The organism is Stenotrophomonas sp. YJH_SMC_27 (genome assembly GCF_059369815.1).
This window is the reverse complement of the sequence record NZ_JCAFTA010000002.1, coordinates 431,179-450,286: the sequence shown is the minus strand read 5'-3', so window position 1 is coordinate 450,286 and position 19,108 is coordinate 431,179. Positions and strand designations below refer to the sequence as shown.

17 protein-coding genes are annotated in these 19,108 nt (G+C 66.9%); 14 read left to right on the top strand and 3 right to left on the bottom strand.

Features of this window, described 5'->3' with window-relative positions; all coding sequences use genetic code 11:
* Positions 1-31: 31 nt before the first annotated feature.
* The 3 genes from AC5P7R_RS05600 to AC5P7R_RS05590 all read left to right on the top strand — a co-directional run bounded on the left by AC5P7R_RS05600 (position 32) and on the right by AC5P7R_RS05590 (position 2,763).
* On the top strand, positions 32-520 hold the full coding sequence (locus AC5P7R_RS05600) for an NUDIX hydrolase (RefSeq protein ID WP_005410095.1): 489 nt from the start codon (positions 32-34) through the stop codon (positions 518-520).
* A 143-nt stretch (positions 521-663) separates the two neighbouring features.
* Positions 664-1,278 carry a DUF2239 family protein gene (locus AC5P7R_RS05595; RefSeq protein WP_227853635.1) on the top strand — a complete coding sequence of 205 codons (615 nt, stop codon included), beginning with the start codon at positions 664-666 and terminating at the stop codon, positions 1,276-1,278.
* A gap of 117 nt (positions 1,279-1,395) precedes the next feature.
* Positions 1,396-2,763, top strand: coding sequence for an MATE family efflux transporter (locus AC5P7R_RS05590; protein ID WP_478435895.1), 1,368 nt, complete (start codon positions 1,396-1,398; stop codon positions 2,761-2,763).
* A gap of 119 nt (positions 2,764-2,882) precedes the next feature.
* Here the strand turns inward: AC5P7R_RS05590 and AC5P7R_RS05585 are convergent, their stop codons facing one another.
* Positions 2,883-3,527 carry a class I SAM-dependent methyltransferase gene (locus AC5P7R_RS05585; RefSeq protein WP_227853637.1) on the bottom strand — a complete coding sequence of 215 codons (645 nt, stop codon included), beginning with the start codon at positions 3,525-3,527 and terminating at the stop codon, positions 2,883-2,885.
* A 350-nt stretch (positions 3,528-3,877) separates the two neighbouring features.
* Here AC5P7R_RS05585 and AC5P7R_RS05580 point away from each other — a divergent pair, with 350 nt between their 5' ends.
* The 10 genes from AC5P7R_RS05580 (at position 3,878) to AC5P7R_RS05535 (ending at position 14,018) form a co-directional block, all read left to right on the top strand.
* Positions 3,878-4,492, top strand: coding sequence for a CDP-alcohol phosphatidyltransferase family protein (locus AC5P7R_RS05580; RefSeq protein WP_019660264.1), 615 nt, complete (start codon positions 3,878-3,880; stop codon positions 4,490-4,492).
* A 22-nt stretch (positions 4,493-4,514) separates the two neighbouring features.
* The gene (gene phaE / locus AC5P7R_RS05575; protein WP_058981418.1) at positions 4,515-5,579 is read left to right on the top strand and encodes a class III poly(R)-hydroxyalkanoic acid synthase subunit PhaE; all 1,065 of its coding nucleotides are present in this window, start codon (positions 4,515-4,517) and stop codon (positions 5,577-5,579) included.
* Positions 5,576-6,643, top strand: a complete 1,068-nt coding sequence (gene phaC, locus AC5P7R_RS05570) for a class III poly(R)-hydroxyalkanoic acid synthase subunit PhaC (protein ID WP_021202818.1) — start codon at positions 5,576-5,578, stop codon at positions 6,641-6,643. Before phaE ends, phaC begins: the two co-directional genes overlap by 4 nt.
* Before the next feature lie 33 nt (positions 6,644-6,676).
* A complete protein-coding gene (locus tag AC5P7R_RS05565; protein WP_031269840.1) occupies positions 6,677-7,045 on the top strand; it encodes a YfeK family protein in 369 nt (122 codons plus the stop codon).
* A gap of 64 nt (positions 7,046-7,109) precedes the next feature.
* Positions 7,110-7,313 (top strand): PspC domain-containing protein, encoded by a 204-nt coding sequence (locus tag AC5P7R_RS05560; protein ID WP_021202820.1) that lies wholly within the window; start codon positions 7,110-7,112, stop codon positions 7,311-7,313.
* Positions 7,310-7,762 carry a hypothetical protein gene (locus AC5P7R_RS05555; protein WP_197575817.1) on the top strand — a complete coding sequence of 151 codons (453 nt, stop codon included), beginning with the start codon at positions 7,310-7,312 and terminating at the stop codon, positions 7,760-7,762. The genes AC5P7R_RS05560 and AC5P7R_RS05555 overlap by 4 nt, the downstream gene beginning before the upstream one ends.
* Before the next feature lie 754 nt (positions 7,763-8,516).
* The gene (locus tag AC5P7R_RS05550; RefSeq protein ID WP_005410085.1) at positions 8,517-8,732 is read left to right on the top strand and encodes a hypothetical protein; all 216 of its coding nucleotides are present in this window, start codon (positions 8,517-8,519) and stop codon (positions 8,730-8,732) included.
* A 207-nt stretch (positions 8,733-8,939) separates the two neighbouring features.
* Positions 8,940-11,327: a Tex family protein gene (locus AC5P7R_RS05545; RefSeq protein ID WP_021204530.1), complete on the top strand. Its 2,388-nt coding sequence runs from the start codon at positions 8,940-8,942 to the stop codon at positions 11,325-11,327.
* 208 nt (positions 11,328-11,535) lie between these two features.
* Positions 11,536-13,725, top strand: a complete 2,190-nt coding sequence (locus AC5P7R_RS05540; RefSeq protein WP_111099252.1) for a PAS domain S-box protein — start codon at positions 11,536-11,538, stop codon at positions 13,723-13,725.
* A gap of 62 nt (positions 13,726-13,787) precedes the next feature.
* Positions 13,788-14,018 (top strand): hypothetical protein, encoded by a 231-nt coding sequence (locus tag AC5P7R_RS05535; protein ID WP_019660256.1) that lies wholly within the window; start codon positions 13,788-13,790, stop codon positions 14,016-14,018.
* Positions 14,019-14,057: 39 nt separating this feature from the next.
* Here the strand turns inward: AC5P7R_RS05535 and AC5P7R_RS05530 are convergent, their stop codons facing one another.
* Positions 14,058-15,146, bottom strand: a complete 1,089-nt coding sequence (locus AC5P7R_RS05530; protein WP_346484221.1) for a DUF5694 domain-containing protein — start codon at positions 15,144-15,146, stop codon at positions 14,058-14,060.
* Between the two features lie 578 nt (positions 15,147-15,724).
* Between AC5P7R_RS05530 and AC5P7R_RS05525 the strand changes: the two genes are divergently transcribed.
* Positions 15,725-17,551 (top strand): methyl-accepting chemotaxis protein, encoded by a 1,827-nt coding sequence (locus tag AC5P7R_RS05525; protein WP_227853789.1) that lies wholly within the window; start codon positions 15,725-15,727, stop codon positions 17,549-17,551.
* Here the strand turns inward: AC5P7R_RS05525 and AC5P7R_RS05520 are convergent.
* Positions 17,548-18,984 carry a GGDEF domain-containing protein gene (locus AC5P7R_RS05520; protein WP_495213785.1) on the bottom strand — a complete coding sequence of 479 codons (1,437 nt, stop codon included), beginning with the start codon at positions 18,982-18,984 and terminating at the stop codon, positions 17,548-17,550. The two genes, AC5P7R_RS05525 and AC5P7R_RS05520, sit on opposite strands and share 4 nt — an antisense overlap.
* Positions 18,985-19,108: the final 124 nt, after the last annotated feature.

Genomic DNA, 19,108 nt, shown 5'->3' with positions numbered 1-19,108 from the left:
TCCACGGCTCACCTGCCGCTGGATGCTGCCCATGCCGTACACCCCGATCGTCGCCACCCTGGGCTACGTGCTGTCGCCCGATCGTCGCCAGGTGCTGATGATCCATCGCAATACCCGTCCCGGTGACCATCATCTGGGCAAGTACAACGGGCTGGGTGGCAAGATCGAACCGACTGAAGACGTCGCGGCAGGCATGCGTCGCGAGATCGCCGAGGAAGCCGGCATCGACTGCACCGGCATGCGCCTGCGCGGCACCATCAGCTGGCCGGGATTCGGCAAGCACGGTGAGGATTGGCTGGGCTTCGTGTTCGTCATCGACAGTTTCGAAGGCACCCCGCACGGCGGCAACCATGAGGGCACGCTGGAGTGGGTGGACCTGGACAAGCTGGACACGCTGCCGATGTGGGAGGGCGACCGCAACTTCCTGCCGCTGGTGTTCGACGCCGACCCGCGCCCGTTCCACGGCGTGATGCCGTACAAGGACGGGCGCATGGTCAGTTGGTCCTACAGCCGGCTGTGACCCGGTGAATCGGGGAGGTGCCAACCATTCCGGGGAGTGCCAATCTGGGTTGGCACGCTCTTTTGGTCGATTAATACCCGGGCAATATTGACAGTCATAAATTACCCGGGCAATATTCGCGCATCACCTCTGATGCCATTGCCGTGCCTGCGTCCCGACTCCCTCCTTTCAGTTGTTTCGACGGCCATCGCCTTGTTGCCTGCGGCAGCCCGGAAGTGGCAGCACTGGCGCTCAAGCGGCTGCGCGCCGACAACGCTGCCAGACCATTGCTGGTGTTCGACAACGCCACCGGTCGCACCCGCGATTTCGATACGCGCGGCAGTGACGAGGAACTGCTGGCGCGGGTAACCGAAGCGTTTCCCCCCTCTGACGAGGCGGATGCCGAAATCACTGCCGAAGACGCTGCGACCCCGCGTGGCCGTGGCCGCCCCAAGCTGGGCGTGGTCGCCCGTGAAGTGACCTTGCTGCCGCGCCATTGGGCCTGGCTGGCCGAGCAGCCGGGCGGCGCCTCGGTGGCATTGCGAAAACTGGTGGAGACGGCCAGCCGCGCCGGTGCGGACAAGGACCGCCGGCGTCGCGATGCCGAACGCGCCTATCACTTCCTGCAGACCATCGCCGGCGACCTGCCGGGCTTCGAGGAGGCCATCCGCGTGCTGTTCGCGCACGACCGTGCGGGCCTGGAAGCGGTGCTGCATTCCTGGCCCAGGGATGTGCGCGACCACGCCCTGCGTCTGGCGTTCGACAGCGCTGACGGCTGATCCATCGCGCCGTCGTTGAGCGGCGGCGCCACCTGATCGCGGGCCACGGCCCGGTCCCTTGTGCTTGCTTTGCTGGTGGAAACGCCGGGCAGGGCAGCGCCTTGCCCAGAGAACCCCATGAACTCCCCTGTACATCCCACGCCCCTGGTCGCGCCGCCTCTGTGGCGCACCTACCTGGCCCTGCTGCTGCCGATGCTGCTGACCAATGCGCTGCAGCTGGCCGCAGGCACGCTGGACAACATCTACCTCGGCCATCTGCTCGGTACCCAGGCGGTGGCCGTGGCCGCTGCGTTCTTCCCGGTGTTCTTCCTGCTGCTGGCCCTGGTGATGGGCTTGGCGACCGGCGCGATGGTGCTGATCGGGCACGCCTGGGGCGCGGGTCGGCCGCAGCAGGTGCGCGTGGTGGCTGGCAGTGCGGTGGCGCTGATCCTTGTGCTGTCGGTGCTGGTGATGGCCCTGGGGAGCGGTTTCGCACCACAGCTTCTGATGTCACTGGGTACACCGGCACCGATCCTCGGTGAGTCCATCACCTATGCGCGGGTGCTGCTGCTGAGTGCGCCGGTGTTCTTCCTGCTGTGGCTGGCGACGGCCGTGAGCCGCGCGGTGGGTGATGCAAAGACGCCGCTGCACGCGCTGCTGCTGGCGACCGTGCTCGGCCTGCTGTGCACGCCACTGCTGATCCTCGGCTGGGGCGGCCTGCCGCAGCTGGGCGCGGCCAGTGCCGCGGTGTCGGCAGCATTTGCCTCGCTGCTGGCGTTGGTCTGGTTGCTGTGGAGCTGGCATCGCCTGGGGCACCCGCTGGCACCCGGCCATGAGCTGCTGCGGGCCATCCGTTTCGATGGCGCGATCATTCGTTCGATGCTGCGCATCGGCGTGCCGTCCTCGCTGCAGATGCTCAGCCTGGCCATTGCCGAGATCGTGTTGCTCGGCTGGATCAACCGCTATGGCTACACCGCCACGGCGGCCTACGGTGCGGTCAACCAGTTGATGAGCTGGGTGCAGCTGCCGGCCATGTCGCTGGGCATCACCGCCACCATCCTCGCCGCGCATGCGATGGGGGCAGGACGTGCGGCACGATTGCCCGCCATTGCCCGCACCGGGGTGCTGCTGGCCCTGGCGATGCTGACGGTCGTGGTGCTGCTGGTGATGGCGCTGGCGCCGTGGCTGACCGGCCTGATCCTGGCGGCGCCGGAGGTGCGCGAACTGGCCGCACTTCAGCTGCGCACGGTGGTGTGGGGCGTGCTGGCGATGGGCGGCACCACGGTGCTGGTCGGCGTGATGCGCGGCAGCGGGACTGTGCTGCTGCCGGCGTTGCTGGGCATGACAGCGGTGTTGCTGCTGGAGCTGCCACTGGCGATGTGGCTGCAGGCGCGGCACGGGCTGACCGGCCTGTGGTGGGCGTGGCCGCTGGGACTGGTGGCGATGCTGGTGTTGCAGATGATGTGTTTCGCGAGGTGGCGCAACCGGTTGCCGGCGGCGGCCTGACCGCAGCGCCATTGCCGGGGCGGCCGGCCAGCGGCCGGCTCCACCGCTCGGTCGGATCGCATCCGGCGAAAATCCACGCCGATGCGGGTCGGGTAGCGCCGGGCCATGCCCGGCGGCAATCAGCGCCGATGCGCCAGCAGCAGGTGGAAATGCTTCTCCCGCGTCTGCCCGTCATTGCCGGCAGCAGTTTCGCGATGGCTGCGCCAGGCCGAGATGTTGAATCCCGACACGCGCATCGCCAGCTCAACTGCGTCCAGTTCGTGCAGCTGGAAATCGGCGGCAAACGGCAGGCTGCGCATGAAGGCCGCATCGCCGAACGCCAGGCACAGCCGCCCTCCCCGGCGCAGTACGCGCGCAAGCTCGTCCAGCACCGGGGCCAGGTTGGGCCAGAAGTACAGGGTGTTGACCGCCAGTGCGGCATCCACGGATGCCTCGTCCGCCGGCAGCGCATGGGCATCGCCAAGCCGCATCGCGGCCCGGTCGCCCAGGCCGGCACTGGCCAGCCGCCGGTTGCCGGCCTCGACCATGGCGGCGGACAGTTCAACGCCCAGGTACTGGCTGCCCGGCGCTTGCAACAGCTGGGGCGCGAAGGCCGCATTGCCGGGGCCGATCTCCAGGATGCGTTCGCCGGCCGCCACCGCCAGCAGCCCGATCGCGGCCAGGTTCAGGGCGCTGTTGCTGCGGTTCATCGAGTCGGCCACCGCCAGTGCGGCGTCGCCATGGGGCTGCCGCAGCTGCGCGGCCAGGGTGGAAGCATCCAGCATCGTCGTCGTCCATCGAAGAGATTCGGACGTGGCGGCGGCGGGTCCGCCGATGACCATAGCGCTGACCTTGCGGCTTGGGAAGTAGGGAAACCCCGCGTCAGGGTGATGAGGAAATGTCCACCGTCGCAGTCGGTGAGATCTGGTTGTCCACAGGGGGTGTGGATTACGCCTGGGCAACTTTGTGGATAAGCCGCGACAGGCTCCACCCCCCTAGGCTGTCAAGATGGGTGGCGAAAAATTCACCGCCGGTGAGGGTGCGTGAGGGAGCAGTGAAGGCCGCGGCCTGCCGGCGCTGTCGCCGGCAGCGGCGCTCGCGGTAACCTGTGGGCCTCGATGCTCCGTGAGACCCCATGAAACGTCACTTCTCGATGCTGCGCGAATTCCAGCTGGCCGACTGGTTCACCTTGGCTAATGCTTTCTGCGGCACCGGTGCGGTGTTTGCCGCAATGCGCTTCCTGCAGGACGGCGAGCGCGGCTACCTGCTGTTCGGCATGGCGCTGATACCGCTGGCCTTCATCTTCGACGCCCTCGACGGCCGCATCGCGCGCTGGCGCAAGTCCAGCTCCACCCTGGGGCGCGAGCTGGATTCGCTGTCCGACGTGATCTCGTTCGGCGTCGCGCCGGCGGCGCTGGCCTATGCATGTGGCATGCAGGGCGGCTGGGACTGGCTGGTGCTGAGCTATTTCGTCTGCTGTGGCGTCAGCCGCCTGGCGCGCTACAACGTCACCGCCGAGGCAATGACCGGCGACGAGGGCAAGGTCACGTATTTTGAAGGCACCCCTATCCCGACCAGCCTGGTGCTGGTGATCGTGCTGGCGATCGCCGCCGGTACCGATGCCATCGGCCAGAACATCTGGTTCGGCCAGTGGCAGATCGGCCCGTGGCAGCTGCACCCGATGGTGCTGCTGTTCGCCCTGTCCGGGTCGCTGATGATCAGCAAGACCCTGCGCATTCCCAAGCCATGAGCCAGCCCTGCGGAGGCCTGCGATGACCAGCTCGGCCCACGACGCCGGCAGCAGTGATTTCGAGACCCTGGCCCGGCAGTACTTCGGCGCCTGGGGCGATGCCCTGCGCCACGCGGGCACGCCCAGCGCACCGGCGGGCGACGACCCGGGCAGCTGGCAGCGCCTGTTCGACTGGTGGGGCCAGCTGTTGCCGGAACAGGGCCCAGGCGCGCCGGAAGATGCCGTGCGCCGGTTCCGCGAACAGGCCGGGAGCTGGTACGGCACCATGCAGGAGGTCGCCGCTCGGTTTGCCGGCCGCGACGCCAGCAGTGCCGATGTGGCCCAGGCCTGGCGTGAGGCGGTGCAGGGGCAGGGCGATGGCATGCTGCAATGGATGCTGCAAGGGGCCCGTGGCAGCACCCACGCCGGCGCCGCCGTGCCCGAATTCGCCGCATGGCTGCAGCAGTTCCAGCTGCAGGCGGGCCCATGGCTGCAGAGCCCGGCATTCGGCCCCGGCCGCGAGCACCAGGCGCGCTGGCAGGCCCTGCTGCGTGCGCAGGAAGAATACCAGCAGCATTCGCGCGCCTATGTCGACCTGATCAAGCGGGCACTGGACGAGGCCTTTGCGTTGTTCGAGCAGCGCCTGGCCGAGCACGAACAGCCGGGCAGCCAGCTGACCAGCGCCCGCGCGATGTTCGACCTGTGGATCGAAGTGGCCGAGGAGGCCTACGCCAAGGTCGCCATGTCCGAACCGTTCCAGCAGGTGTACGCCTCGCTGGGCAACGCGCAGATGCGCCTGCGTGCCGGCCTGCAGCGCGAGGTGGAACAGATGAGTGAACGTATCGGCCTGCCGACCCGCAGCGAGATGGATGCCGCACACCGCCGTATCGCCGAGCTGGAGCGCAGCCTGCGCCGCCTGCAGGCACAGGTGGCGGCGCTGGCTGGAACTGCCGAGGTGGACCCAGTGGCGCAGCCGGCGCCGGCGAAGGTGAAGCCGGCCGTACGTAAGGCCGCGAAGAAGGCCGCGCCGGCAAAGAAGGCGGCTGCGAAAAAGGCGTCAGCGAAAAAGGCCGCACCTCGCACTTCCACTCGGACGCGTGACCGATGAAGGGGCCGCTGGGCTTCAACGCCGATGACCTGATGCAGGAAACCCTGGCCATGCAGCGCAAGCTGATGGAAGGGCTGAAGCTGCTGCCGCAGGTGGAAGACGTGGACTATGGCGTGACCGCGCGTGAGGAAGTCTGGCGCGACGGCAAGGTGGTGCTGTACCGCTTCGTCGGCGAACAGTCACCGACCCGGCGTACGCCGCTGCTGATCGTCTACGCGCTGGTCAACCGTCCGTACATGGTCGACCTGCAGGCCGACCGTTCGCTGGTGCAGAAGCTGCTGGCGCTGGGCCAGGACGTGTACGTGCTGGACTGGGGCTACCCGGATCGCTCGGAGCGCTTCCAGACCCTGGAGGACTACCTGCTGCGCTACATCGATGGTGCCGTCGATGCGCTGCGTGCGCGCAGTGGTGGCCCGGTCGACCTGCTGGGTATCTGCCAAGGCGGCGTGTTCGCACTCTGCTACGCCGCGTTGCGCCGGCAGAAGCTGGGCAAGCTGATCACCATGGTCACCCCGGTCGATTTCCAGACGGCCGACAACATGCTCTCGCACTGGGCGCGGCAGGTGGATGTGGACCTGCTGGTGGATACGCTGGGCAACATCCCGGCCGACCTGATGAATGCCAGTTACCTGATGCTCAAGCCGTTCCGCCTCAATGTGCAGAAGTACGTGGGCCTGCTCGACATCCTCGATGACAAGGCCGCGCTGGAGGACTTCCTGCGCATGGAGAAGTGGATCTTCGATTCACCGGATCTGGCGGGCGAGGCGTTCCGCGACTTCATCAAGCAGTTCTACCAGGGCAACGGATTGATGAACGGCACGGTGCGGATCGGCGAGGAAGCGGTGGATCTGTCGCAGGTGACGCTGCCGGTGCTGAACATCTATGCAGAACAGGACCATCTGGTGCCACCGGATGCTTCGCGCGCGATGCGTGGGCGCCTGGGTACGGATGACTACACCGAGTCCAGTTTCCGTGGTGGGCATATCGGCATCTACGTTTCCGGCCGTGCGCAGCGCGAAGTGCCGGCCACGATCGATGGCTGGTTGAAGGCGCGTGACCTGTAGAGTCGAGCCATGCTCGACTGACCTGGGGGGATGATGACGTACCGGATTCTGTTGATTCTTGCGGCACTGCTGGCAGCGCCGCTTGCCCACGCCGCACCCAGTGCGGATGCACGGCGGGAGATCGCCCAGCTGATCGCCAGCCTGGACGGCTCCCAATGCCGCTTCCAGCGCAATGGCAGCTGGCACGATGGCAGTGATGCGCGCGCGCACCTGCAGCGCAAGTACGACTACCTGCTGAAGAAGGACATGGTGGACAGCGCCGAGCAGTTCATCGAGCGCGCTGCCAGCCAGAGCAGCATGAGTGGCAAGCCCTACCGCATCCAGTGTCCAGGACAGCCTGAACAGACCGCAGCCGCTTGGTTCGGCGCACGCCTGCAGGCCCTGCGCCACCGCACGCCGTAGACATCGGGGCGGTGTAGAGTCCAGCCATGCTCGACTGCCTTGTCCGTTTCCCGGAGCCGCTGCCATGAACACCACGCCCAAGACGCTGTCGCGCTCATTGAACGATCGCATGATCGCCGGCGTGATGGGCGGCATCGCCCACCGCTTCGGCTGGAACCCCACGCTGGTGCGGATCGTGTTCGTGCTGATATCGATTGGCTCGGCCGCCTTCCCCGGCATCCTGGTCTACCTGATCCTGTGGCTGCTGATGCCGAACGAGGCCGATTGAAGACTGCCCCTGAGCCCTGGCCGATCTGGCTGCGCGCGCTGCAGGTACTGGGCGCGGTGTGGACGTCACCCAATTCCCTGATCGGCCTGATCGGCGGCCTGGCCGGCATGCTCGGCGGCGCGTCATTGCGTTGGAGCGCGCGCGACTGTGCGCTGGTGTTCGACCGCTGGCCGTGGGGGCCAGGCGGGGCGATCACGCTGGGGAACGTGATCCTGCATACCGGCCATGACCTGGGCATTTCCTGCCGCACCTATGCGCATCAGGCGGGGTGGGGCGTGGAACCGCTGATCCGGCTGGATGATCACGAACGTGCGCACGTGTACCAGTACATGGTGCTGGGGCCGCTGTACCTGCCGGTGTACCTGCTGTGCGGCGGGGTGAGTGCGCGCAACCCGTTTGAACGGGCGGCCGATCATTTCGCCCGGTTCGGGCGTGGCTGGTGGCCGTAGTTTCCAGCCAACGGCGCAGCCCCTCGTGGCTTGGTCGCGGAATGCCTGCTTCCTGGGGGCTGGCCGGGTGGGTGGGGGCCGGCGGGGACGCCGTGAACCCATCCATGGGGGCTTAGCCGCGGCATCCATGCCGCGGATACCCCGCCAGCCCCACCCACCCGGCCGCTGACAGTTCCCGTGTGCGCCAAGCCACGGAAAAGAAAAAGAACAGCAGAAGCGGGTCGCGCGCTGCGCTTGCTCGTGTAGAGCCGAGCCTGCGCTCGGCTTCGCGGACTGGCCTGAAAGCAGCCGAGCATGGGCTCGGCTGTACAAAAAGCGAGCCGGCCAGGCCGCTTTTGCTTTTGGTGTTCTTTTTTTTCTTTTCCGTGGTTGGACGCGCACGGAACCTGTCAGGGGCAGGGCGGGATGGGGTCGCGGGACCGTTGGCGCCATGGATGGCGCCATCGAGCCCCCATGGATGGGTTTACGGCGTGTCCCGCGACCCCATCCCGCCCTGACCAATCACATGAAACGCACTTCGCGACCAACCCACGAGGGGCTGCGCCGTTGGCGGGAATCCCGTACTGATTCGTTAGCCGGAAGTTAAAGATCCGTAAGCATTCTGCTGCGATCCCGCCGTCATCTGCATGCAACCGATCGTCATTAGCCTTCGTGACGTTCCAGTCAGGTTCGACGCGGTAAGCTCTCCCTCGATGAGCTCGCAGCATCGCTCATCGAGTGCAGTACGCAGTAGCAATTTGGAGGAATACATCACATGGCAATCGTTCTTTATGTCGGTGGTAGCAAGGATGGCGAGAAGGGCGTGGTGCCCTACGGCTTCAGCAAATCCCGCGCCGACACCGCGCTGGGGCCGGAGTTCTACACGGAGCGGTTCATGGAACTGCAGGGTGTCGGCAAGGTCCGCCTGATGGCCCTGGAAGGCATGCGTGACGAGATCGTCATGCAGCGCGCCGCCCGCCACTACCGCTGACCTTCGTAACACGCGGCAGGGCGCGCCCACCATCGCGCGCCCGCGCCGGCATCCCAGCCCAGGGCCAGTCCGGGCCCGCGCTTTGCCAGGATGCCGGCGTCCAATCCGGCTACGCCGCTGAACCTTGCGCCCTGTCAATGCCTTGTCCGGCTCCGTCGCGGGTTGCCAGAATGGGGTCTTCCCGTAATGCGGCACAGACCTGAAGCAATGCACGACGCCAAGAACGCCCAGAGCGCGCTCGCCCAGCAGATCGCCCAGACCATCGCCGACGAGATCGGTGCCCAGTCCGCCCAGGTGCGCGCCGCCGTCGGCCTGCTCGACGAGGGCGCCAGCGTTCCGTTCATCGCGCGCTACCGCAAGGAAGTGACCGGCGGCCTGGACGACACCCAGCTGCGCAACCTGGAAGTGCGCCTGACCTACCTGCGCGAGCTGGAGGACCGTCGCGCAGCGGTGCTGGCCAGCATCGGCGAACAGGGCAAGCTCAGCGACGAACTGCGCAACGACATCCTGGCCGCCGATACCAAGAGCCGTCTGGAAGACCTGTACCTGCCGTACAAGCCCAAGCGCCGTACCCGCGCCCAGATCGCCCGCGAGGCGGGGCTGGAGCCGCTGGCCGATGGCCTGCTGGCCGACCCGACGCAGGACCCGCAGAGCTTTGCGGCCAGCTTCGTCAATGCTGACAAAGGCGTGGCCGACACCAAGGTTGCGCTGGAAGGTGCGCGCGCGATCCTGATGGAGCGCTGGGGTGAAGACGCCGCGCTGGTCGGCGAACTGCGCACCTGGCTGGGCGAAACCGGCGTGATCCGCGCGCGCGTGGCCGAGGGCAAGGAAACCGAAGGCGCCAAGTACCGCGATTACTTCGATCACGCCGAGTCGTTGGCGAAGATTCCCTCGCACCGGTTGCTGGCGCTGTTCCGTGCGCGCCGCGAGGAGATCCTGTTCCTGGAGCTGGACCCCGGCAGTGATGCCGAGGCCGGCCACCAGTACGCCGAAGGGCGCGTGGCGCGCAGGGCCGGCATCGCCGACCAGGGCCGCGCCGCCGACCGCTGGCTGCTGGACGCCTGCCGGCTCACCTGGCGCGCCAAGCTGCACACGCACCTGCTGCTGGACCTGTTCAACCAGGCCCGCGAGAAGGCCGAAGCCGAGGCCATCGCGGTGTTCGGCGACAACCTGAAGGACCTGTTGCTGGCGGCACCCGCCGGCCCGAAGACCGTGCTCGGACTGGACCCGGGCATCCGCACCGGCTGCAAGATCGCCGTGGTCGATGCCACCGGCAAGCTGGTGGCCACCGACACCATCTACCCGCACGAGCCGCGCCGCCAGTGGGAGCAGTCGCTGCAGACGATCAAGCAGCTGTGCGCCAAGCACAACGTGGAACTGATCGCGATCGGCAACGGCACCGCCAGCCGTGAAACCGACAAGCTGGCCGGCGAAGCGATCAAGGCCGCTGGCAACCCGAAGCTGCAGAAGGTGGTGGTCAGCGAGGCCGGCGCGTCGGTGTACTCGGCGTCCGAGTTCGCGGCCAGGGAGTTCCCGGAGCTGGACGTGTCGCTACGTGGGGCGGTGTCGATCGCCCGCCGCCTGCAGGACCCGCTGGCCGAACTGGTGAAGATCGAACCCAAGGCCATCGGTGTCGGCCAGTACCAGCACGATGTGGACCAGTACCGTCTGGCGCGCGCGCTGGATGCCCGCGTGGAGGACTGCGTGAACGCGGTGGGCGTGTACGTGAACACCGCTTCGGCTGCACTGTTGTCGCGGGTGTCCGGCCTGTCGGCCACGGTGGCCGAGAACATCGTGCGCCACCGTGACGCGAACGGCCCGTTCAAGCGCCGCAAGGACCTGCTGAAGGTGGCGCGCCTGGGCGAGAAGACCTTTGAACAGTGCGCGGGCTTCCTGCGCATTGCCGACGGTGATGAGCCGCTGGATGCTTCGGCGGTACACCCCGAGGCCTACCCGGTGGTCGAGCGCATCGTGGCCAGCACCGCGCGCCCGATCAAGGCGCTGATCGGTGATGGCAGCTTCCTGCGCGGCCTGAAGGCCGAGCAGTTCACCGATGCCACCTTTGGCGTGCCGACCGTGCGTGACATCCTCAAGGAACTGGAGAAGCCGGGCCGAGACCCACGCCCCGAGTTCAAGGCGGCACGCTTCGCCGAGGGCGTCGAGGACATCAAGGATCTGCGCGAGGGCATGGTGCTCGAGGGTGTGGTAAGCAACGTGGCGGCCTTTGGTGCCTTCGTCGATATCGGTGTGCACCAGGATGGCCTGATCCACATTTCGGCCCTGTCCGATACGTTCGTGAAGGACCCGCGCGACGTGGTCAAGGCCGGCGATATCGTCAAGGTGAAGGTGCTGGAGGTGGACGTGGCGCGCAAGCGCATCGCCCTGACCCGGCGCCTGGACGATACCCCCGGCCAAGCCACCAGCCGCCCGGGCCAGCGTGATGAGCGCGGCCATGGGCAGGGTCCCCGCCGCGATGCAGGCGGCCAGAACCGCGGGCCGAACCGGGGCCAGGGCAATGGCGGCCGTCCCGCCGCGTCCGCGCCCCCGGCCAACAACGCCCTGGCCGAGGCCTTCGCCCGCGCCAAGCGCAGTTGAGGACCGTGTTCCCCGTCACGCTTGATTCGTGGCGGGGGACTTGTCGATTTTCCCCGTGATTGCGCACACTTGCGCTTGAGGGGAGGCGTCCGGCCACCCCGCTGTTGCTGGGGAGGGCCATGACGCCAGCAGGACCCGTCGTCTTCGTTGAGGTCTGCAGCGTCGCGCTGCGGCCGCTGCCTCCCTGTGCGGGCCGGGGTACGGGTTGATGGCCGGTCAGGGAACCAACGGCAACGGGTTGCTGGAGCGGCGCCTGCAGGCGCTGGCCGAAGAGCGTCGTCGCCTGGCGATGATCATTGACGGCACCGCCGCCGGCACCTGGGAGTGGAACGTGCAGACCGGCGAGATGCGGGTCAATGCGCGCTGGGCGGAGATCGTCGGTTATCGCCTGGAAGAGCTGGAGCCGGTGTGCCAGAAGACGTTCCTGAAGCTGGTCCATCCCGATGACATCGTCCTGTCCGACGCGGCACTTGAGGATCATTTTGAAGGCCGCAGCGACAACTATGTCTGCCTGCTCCGCATGCGCCACAAGAACGGCCAGTGGATATGGATCCACGACCGTGGCCGCGTGTTCGAATGGGATGGGCAGGGACGACCGCTGTGGATGGCCGGTGCGCACGCCGACGTGACCGAGCTGCAGCAGGCGCGGCAGGACGCCGCCGAAAGCCGGCAGCGGCTGCAGGCCGTGGTCGATGCGTCCGACGAGGTGGCGGTGATCGCGACCGATACCGAAGGCACCATTACCCTGTTCAATACCGGTGCGCAACGTCTGCTGGGATACAGCGCGGAGGAAGTGGTCGGACAGCGGCGACTGGGTGATTTCCACGATCCGGACGAGTTGGCGGCATGGCTGCGCCCGCTGGCGGCTGCGGACGGACGCCTGCCGGGCGCGTTTGAAGCCCTCAGCGCCCGTGCCGATGCGCAGACCTATTCAAGGCAATGGACATTGCGGCGCAAGGACGGCCAGCCACGCCAGGTGCGCCTGTCGATCAGCCGCATGGATGGTGCCGGCGGCGCGCGCATCGGCTACGTCGGCATGTCCATCGACATCACCGAGATCCTGCAGGCACGTGCCGAAGCACGCCTGGCGGCGGAGAAATTCGCCGGTGCGTTCACGTCGGCGGCGCTGGGCATGGCGCTGGTGTCGCTGGAGGGGCGCTGGCTGGACGTCAATGACGCCCTGTGCCGGATCCTGGGCTACCCCCGCGAGGAACTGCTGCAGGTTGATTTCCAACGCCTGACCCACCCCGATGACCTGCAGGCCGACCTGGCCCTGGTGCAGGATCTGCTGGCCGGGCGGCGCAGTCACTATCACCTGGAAAAACGCTATCTCGATCGCGACGGCAAGGTGATCTGGGCGCGGCTATCGGTCTCGCTGGTGCGCAACGAGCATGGCGAGCCGTTGCATTTCGTGTCGCAGATCCAGGACATCAGCGCCCAGCGCAGCAGCGAACAGCGCCTGTTCGAGAGCGAGCAGCGCAGCCGCATCACCCTCGATGCCGTGGCCGATCTGGTGCTCAGCGTCAGTCTGGACGGTCGTATCGATTACGCCAACGCCGCTGCTGTCCGCACCCTCGCCGGTGATGGCGCGCTGTCGCTGGCAGGGCACAACGTGCAGGACGTACTGGCGCTGACCACCGAATACGCGCCCGGCTCGGTGCTTGATGTATCCGTGCTGCTGGACCCGGAAAGCAATGCGGTGGACCTGCATGCTGACCTTCTGCTGCGCCTGGGCACGGCCACGATCCCGGTCGATCTGACCCGCGCCTGGCTGCGCGATGACGAGGGCCATGTGCGCGGCGCGGTGTGGGTGCTGCGCGACGACACCCAGCAGCGGGCGCGGCAGCGCGAAGCCCGCCACCTGGCCGAGATCGATCCGCTGACCGAGCTGAGCAACCGTCGTGGCTTCGAGGTGCATCTGCAGCAGGCGATCACCCGCGTGGAGCGTACCGGCCAGGCCGCCTCGCTGATGTACATCGACCTGGACCGCTTCAAGCCGGTCAACGACACTTGGGGCCATCTGGCCGGTGACGCCGTGCTGTGGGCGGTGGCCAGCGTGCTGCGCCACGGCGTGCGGGATTCGGATGTGGTGGCGCGGCTGGGTGGCGATGAGTTCGCGGTGATCCTGTCCGGTTGCACGCCGCGTCGTGCAGCGCGCATTGGCGGCGAGCTGCTGCACACCCTGGCGTCGCTGTCGATTCCGTGGGACCAGGACCGCCTGCATGTGGGCGCCAGCATCGGCATCGCGCCCTTGACGGGCGGGATGAGCGTCGACCAGGCCGTGGCGGCGGCCGATGCCCAGTGCTACCGGGCCAAGGCAATGGGCCGCAACAACGTGCAGGTACAGGGCGAGGCGAGTGAGCTGCCGGGCGGCGACATCGATCCGACCGAGGGCTGATCTCAACCTGTGAGAGGGCGTGCGCGAATACTCCGCGTACTTCCCCTCCTACAGGTGGTCCCATGAATGTCTGCAACCCGGTGACGCTGCGTGCCTACGCCCCGGCAATGGTCGGCTGGTGCCTGGCCCTGGCCGCCTGCCTGCGTGCGGAACAGCTGCGCGGCGACCTGCACGCGCAGGCCCTGCTGCCGGTGCTGCAGGGCGGCGCGGTCGCCTTGCTGGTGTTCACGCTGTCCTGCATCGGTGCCGCCAGCATCATGCTGTGGCGGGCGGGCAGGAACGCGGTGGAGTGATGCGGTGGATGGTTATCGCATCCCCCATGCGCAGTTGCGTCAGCGCAGTACTTCATCCGAACTGACCAGCTGCACGTCATGCATCAGGTTGAGGTAAGCCTCGTAATAGCCCTTGTGTGACGCGCCGACGATGGTCAGCATGCGGGTGCCTGGATGCTGGCCGAGCACGTCGCGCATGTTGGCGACCATGCGCAGGTTACGGGTTTCCCAGTAGCCCAGGTAGTTGCGGCCGAAGCCTTCCGGTGAGGGTTCGACAAGCGTCGCGCCGAAGTCGCTGTTGAACGCCACCATCGCGGTCTCGGGTGCGTTGTAGGCGCGATACATCGCGAGCAATCCTTCCGGTTGAACAAGATTGGCTTCGAGCCGTTCATCAGCCGCCCTGCGTGCTTTGACGAAGGCGTTGTCCCAGGCGCCGCGTATGGCGGCAGCGTAGGCCTTCTGCCGCGATTCCGGTGTGGGCGAATCCGCAGTGTGGTCGTCCACCGACCACAGGCGCTCCAGTCCGAGGCGTGCGGCAAGCACGCCGGCCACCAGGACGGCCTCGTTGCGGCGGGTCATGCGCGTGTCGAGGAATTGCACCAGCTCCGGAGTCAGGCTGTCGGCCGCACGGCGCTCTTCCCGGGGCAGCCGCAGCCATTGGACGACTGCCGAGCTGCTCTCGCCCGCAGCCAGGAAGACTGCGGCCAAGCGACGTCGCTGGGCAGCGCTTGGCGCCTTGGGCCAATCTGCAAGCAGGCGTTCCATTTCCACGTTGGCGCTGGGCACGTCCAGACCGGTGGCGGCCTGCGCCGGTGCCGGATCGACGCAGTAGTCCGCGACGCTCTCCGCGTATCGGGCCGGATTGCGGCGCATGAAGTCACACTGCAGGCCGGACAGATTCTCCACTGCGATCGCGGTGGGCCGCCAGGCTTCCAGGCGCTGCAGCAGAGGTTCCAGCATCGCCGGCGTGAAGGTCTCCGGCAGGCTGGACAGGTGTGGGCTGCCCAGCACCAGCACTTCGTTCGGGCGTCCTGCGGGCGGTCCCTTCAGCTGGTCCGGGTGGAAGGCCGGTCGATAGGCGATGCCGGTGGCCAGCGCATTGCTGCTGCATAGGGCCAGGAGAAGAAGGCTGGCAAAGCGAGGGGACATGCGATCTCCATGTAGATGAGCATCCTGCGGGACCTTCATGCTGGTCGTTTTCCCCTGCGGGCGAACCCCGCATCGGTCATGTAAACCTTTTTTCCTTGAGCTGCATCCTTCTGTGGGCGATGTGGTCGGCTGCCTCCCGGCGCCTGCGCTGTACAGCGTTCCGCCAACCGGTGGCGGAACGGATCCGGTCCAGCCGTTCATTGGCCCAATGCCTCGGTGTGAAGGCGGAGGCACGTGAGAAAGGTGTGAAGTACACGGCAATCGTCCACCGCATTCCGCCTGTAATGGACGGAGTTGCGACGGACGTCGCGGAATGCCGCTAAAGCGGCCGACGGCATCGCCGATACTCCCTCTGGATCCCGCTCCAGTTACCCGCCGCAGGACCCCAGACTGCCCCCGATGGGCGGTCCGCGCAGTGTGTTCCGCCGCTTCCAGATCCCGATCGCAGCCGCAGCAGACGTTCTTGGCAGTCGCTCGAGAGGTGCCGGTTGGCACCTGTAGTCCCTGGCAACTGATGTTGCCGCCGGGCATCCCGCCCGTCGGGTCACAACCGCTTACCGGACACCGAGGATCAGACAATGCTCATTCCAGGCTTCACGGCGGGCGCGCAGGCGCCGGCCGAGCTGCATACCCGTTGGTCGCCGTGGCGTGCGCTGCTTGGCGTACTGGCGCCACAGCAACGCACCCGCACAGAGAAGGCGGTGACCGACCGCACCGAGCTGGAAGCGCAGGTGGCCGCGCTGCATCGCGTGCAGGCCGTCATCGAGTTCGCGCTCGACGGAACCATCCTGCAGGCCAATGACAATTTCCTGCAGGCGATGGGGTACCGGCTGGAGGAGATCCAGGGCAGGCATCATTCCCTGTTCGTCGACCCCGAGCAGGCGCGCAGCGCCGAGTACCGCGACTTCTGGGCGCGCTTGGGGCGCGGCGAATACGACGCCGGGCAGTACCGCCGGTTCGGCAAGGGCCAGCGCGAGATCTGGATCCAGGCCTCGTACAACCCGGTGCTGGATCGGCAGGGGCGGCCCTACAAGGTGGTCAAGTTCGCGACCGACATCACCCAGCAGAAGCTGCAGGCGGCCGACTCGGCGGGGCAACTTGCGGCGATCGCCAAGTCTCAGGCGGTGATCGAGTTCAGCATGGATGGCCGCATCCTGTCGGCCAATGACAAATTCCTGGCGGTGACCGGCTACAGCCTGGACGAAGTGCGCGGGCAGCACCATTCGTTGTTTGTCGAGCCCGGGCATCGCAGCAGCGTGGAATATCGCCAGTTCTGGGAGAAACTTGGGCGCGGCGAATATGATGCGGGCCAGTATCGGCGCCTGGGCAAGGACGGGCGCGAGGTCTGGATCCAGGCTTCCTACAACCCCATCCTCGACCTCAACGGAAAGCCGTTCAAGGTCGTGAAGTATGCCGCCGACATCACCGCGCAGGTGCACGAGAACCAGGCCATGCAGCGCGCCGTGGCGCAGACCCGAGAGGTGGTGGCTGCCGCCAAGCTGGGTGACCTGACCCAGCGCGTAGCCACCGCCGACAAGAGCGGGCCGATTGCCGAGTTGTGCGAAGGCGTGAATTCGCTGGTCGAGGCGATGGCCGCGATCATCGGCCAGATCAAGTTCGCGGCCGACACCATCGCCGTGGGTGCGACTGAAATCGCGCAGGGCAACAGCGACCTGTCGCAGCGCACCGAGCAGCAGGCGGCCTCGCTGGAGGAGACTGCGGTGTCGATGAAGGGTCTTGCCGAGACGGTGCAGCGCACCGCAACCAATGCCCGCCAGGCCAGCCAGCTGGCCGGTGGGGCAGCCGATGTCGCCGCGCGGGGCGGCAATGTGGTGCATGAGGTGGTCGAGACGATGGCGGCGATCAATGCCTCATCGCGGCGCATCGTCGACATCATCGGGGTGATCGACGGCATCGCCTTCCAGACCAACATTCTTGCGCTGAACGCAGCGGTGGAGGCCGCGCGCGCCGGTGAACATGGTCGTGGCTTCGCCGTGGTTGCCACCGAGATCCGTGAGCTGTCGCAGCGTTCGGCCAGCGCAGCCAAGGAGATCAAGCACCTGATCGATGCGTCGGTGGCCAATGTCGGCGCCGGTACCGCGCAGGTCGAGAGCGCGGGCCGCACCATGGATGAGATTGTGACAAACGTGCGCCGGGTCAGTGACCTGATGAGCGAAATCAGCACGGCCGCGCAGCAACAGAGCGACGATATCCAGCAGATGAACCAGGCCGTCGATCTGATTGACCAGGGCACCCAGCAGAATGCCGCGTTGGTCGAGGAGGCATCGGCGGCGGCACGCAGCATGGAAGAACAGTCGGCGCAGCTGCTGCAGACCGTGGCCAGCTTCCGCGTGCAGGGCGCGGCAGGGCAGCGGCAGGGAGCGGCGGCGCTGCACGCCGTCTAGGCCCGGCGGTTGCATCTGTCTTCCGTAGTATCTGCGTCGCCATATACGCGGTTGCGCCCGGCGCGTTTGGCCCGATACAGGGCCTGGTCGGCGCGTTCGACCAGGTCGCGCGGATCGTGCTCTTCGCCCGGTGCCTGCCACGCCACGCCGACGCTGATGGTGACGGTGGCCTCGGGGGCGGGCAGGGCAGCCGCTTCGACCGAAGCGCGGACCCGCTCGCCCAGGGCCATGGCGTGGGCGGCATCGGGCGAGGGCAGGGCAGCGATGAACTCCTCGCCGCCATAGCGGGCCAGCAGATCGTCACCCCGTTGCAGGCAGCCATCAAGAATGGCGGCGACCGACTGCAGGCGCTGATCTCCTTCCGGGTGGCCATAGGTGTCATTGAGGCGCTTGAAGTGGTCGATATCGATCATGAGAACGGCCAGGCCCAGACCTTGGCGCCGCGCGCGGCGGTGGGCCGCGCCAAGCGATTCATCGAAGCTGCGTCGGTTGCCCAGGCCGGTCAGTGGATCACGCCGTGCCAGTTTTTCCAGCTCGTCGCGCTGGCGCTGGATCTCCACCTGGCTCAGCACGCTGCGCAGGGCATAGCCGAGCAGGGAGCCGATGAAGCCGGCCGTGGCCAGGGTCGGCTGCAGGCGCGCGACCAGAAGCGCCACCAGCATCAGCAGCAATGGCAGCATCAATGGTACGCCGGCATCGATGATGCGCCGCAGGTTGCGGGATACCCCCACTGTCGGGTAGCGACGATGGCTGCCCGCCAGGGTGGCCAGCAGCACGAACAGTCCACTGATCAGCAGGTCGCCCCAACTGCCGTCGGGCAGCTGCGGCTGATAGGTATTGATGTAGAAGGCCAGCAGGAAGTAGCCCAGCGCGTAGATCGTCAGCGTCCGGAAAAAATCGCGGCGGTCCGGATCGTCCTCGGCCAGGAAACGGATCAGTGCGAAGCAGAACACCAGGCTGTTCTGCACGCCGCTCATGGTGTTCAGGCACTGCGTCCACAAGGCGGTGTTCAGCGGCGCCATGGCCCGCGCATGCAGGTAGTACAGCAGCCAAAGCAGGGCAATGATCCCGAGGTCCACCGCACGGACGTAGCGGTTCCCGCCACCCGGGCTTGCAGCGACGTAGGTCAAGGGGATCCGGTAGAACACGTACAGGATCAGTGTTGAGGCGGTCATCTGCGCTGGGGCGAGGCCGGCCACATTGCGGTGCAGCAGGGCCAGCAGCGCGAGAGAGAACAGGCCCACGGCCGCGCCCAGCGTCCGCCATTTGCAGGCGGCCTGGTGGCTGTCACGTGCACGCCGCACGCAGGCCAGTGCAGCCAGCAGCGGTGCGGTGATCAGCATCAGGTAGGAGCCGACCAGGTCCTGCGGGCCGATAAAGGCAATGACGAGCGCGTGCGTAACCAGAAAAAACAGCGCCGTACGCAACGTCATGCATTCCCCCACCCCCAGCTCCGGCTGGGATCACGATAGGCAGAAGCACGTGAGGCTTGCAAGAAAAGTGTGCGCTGTGTCTATTTAAATACTTGCCGGAAGTCGCAGTTTCGTTCCTTTGTGT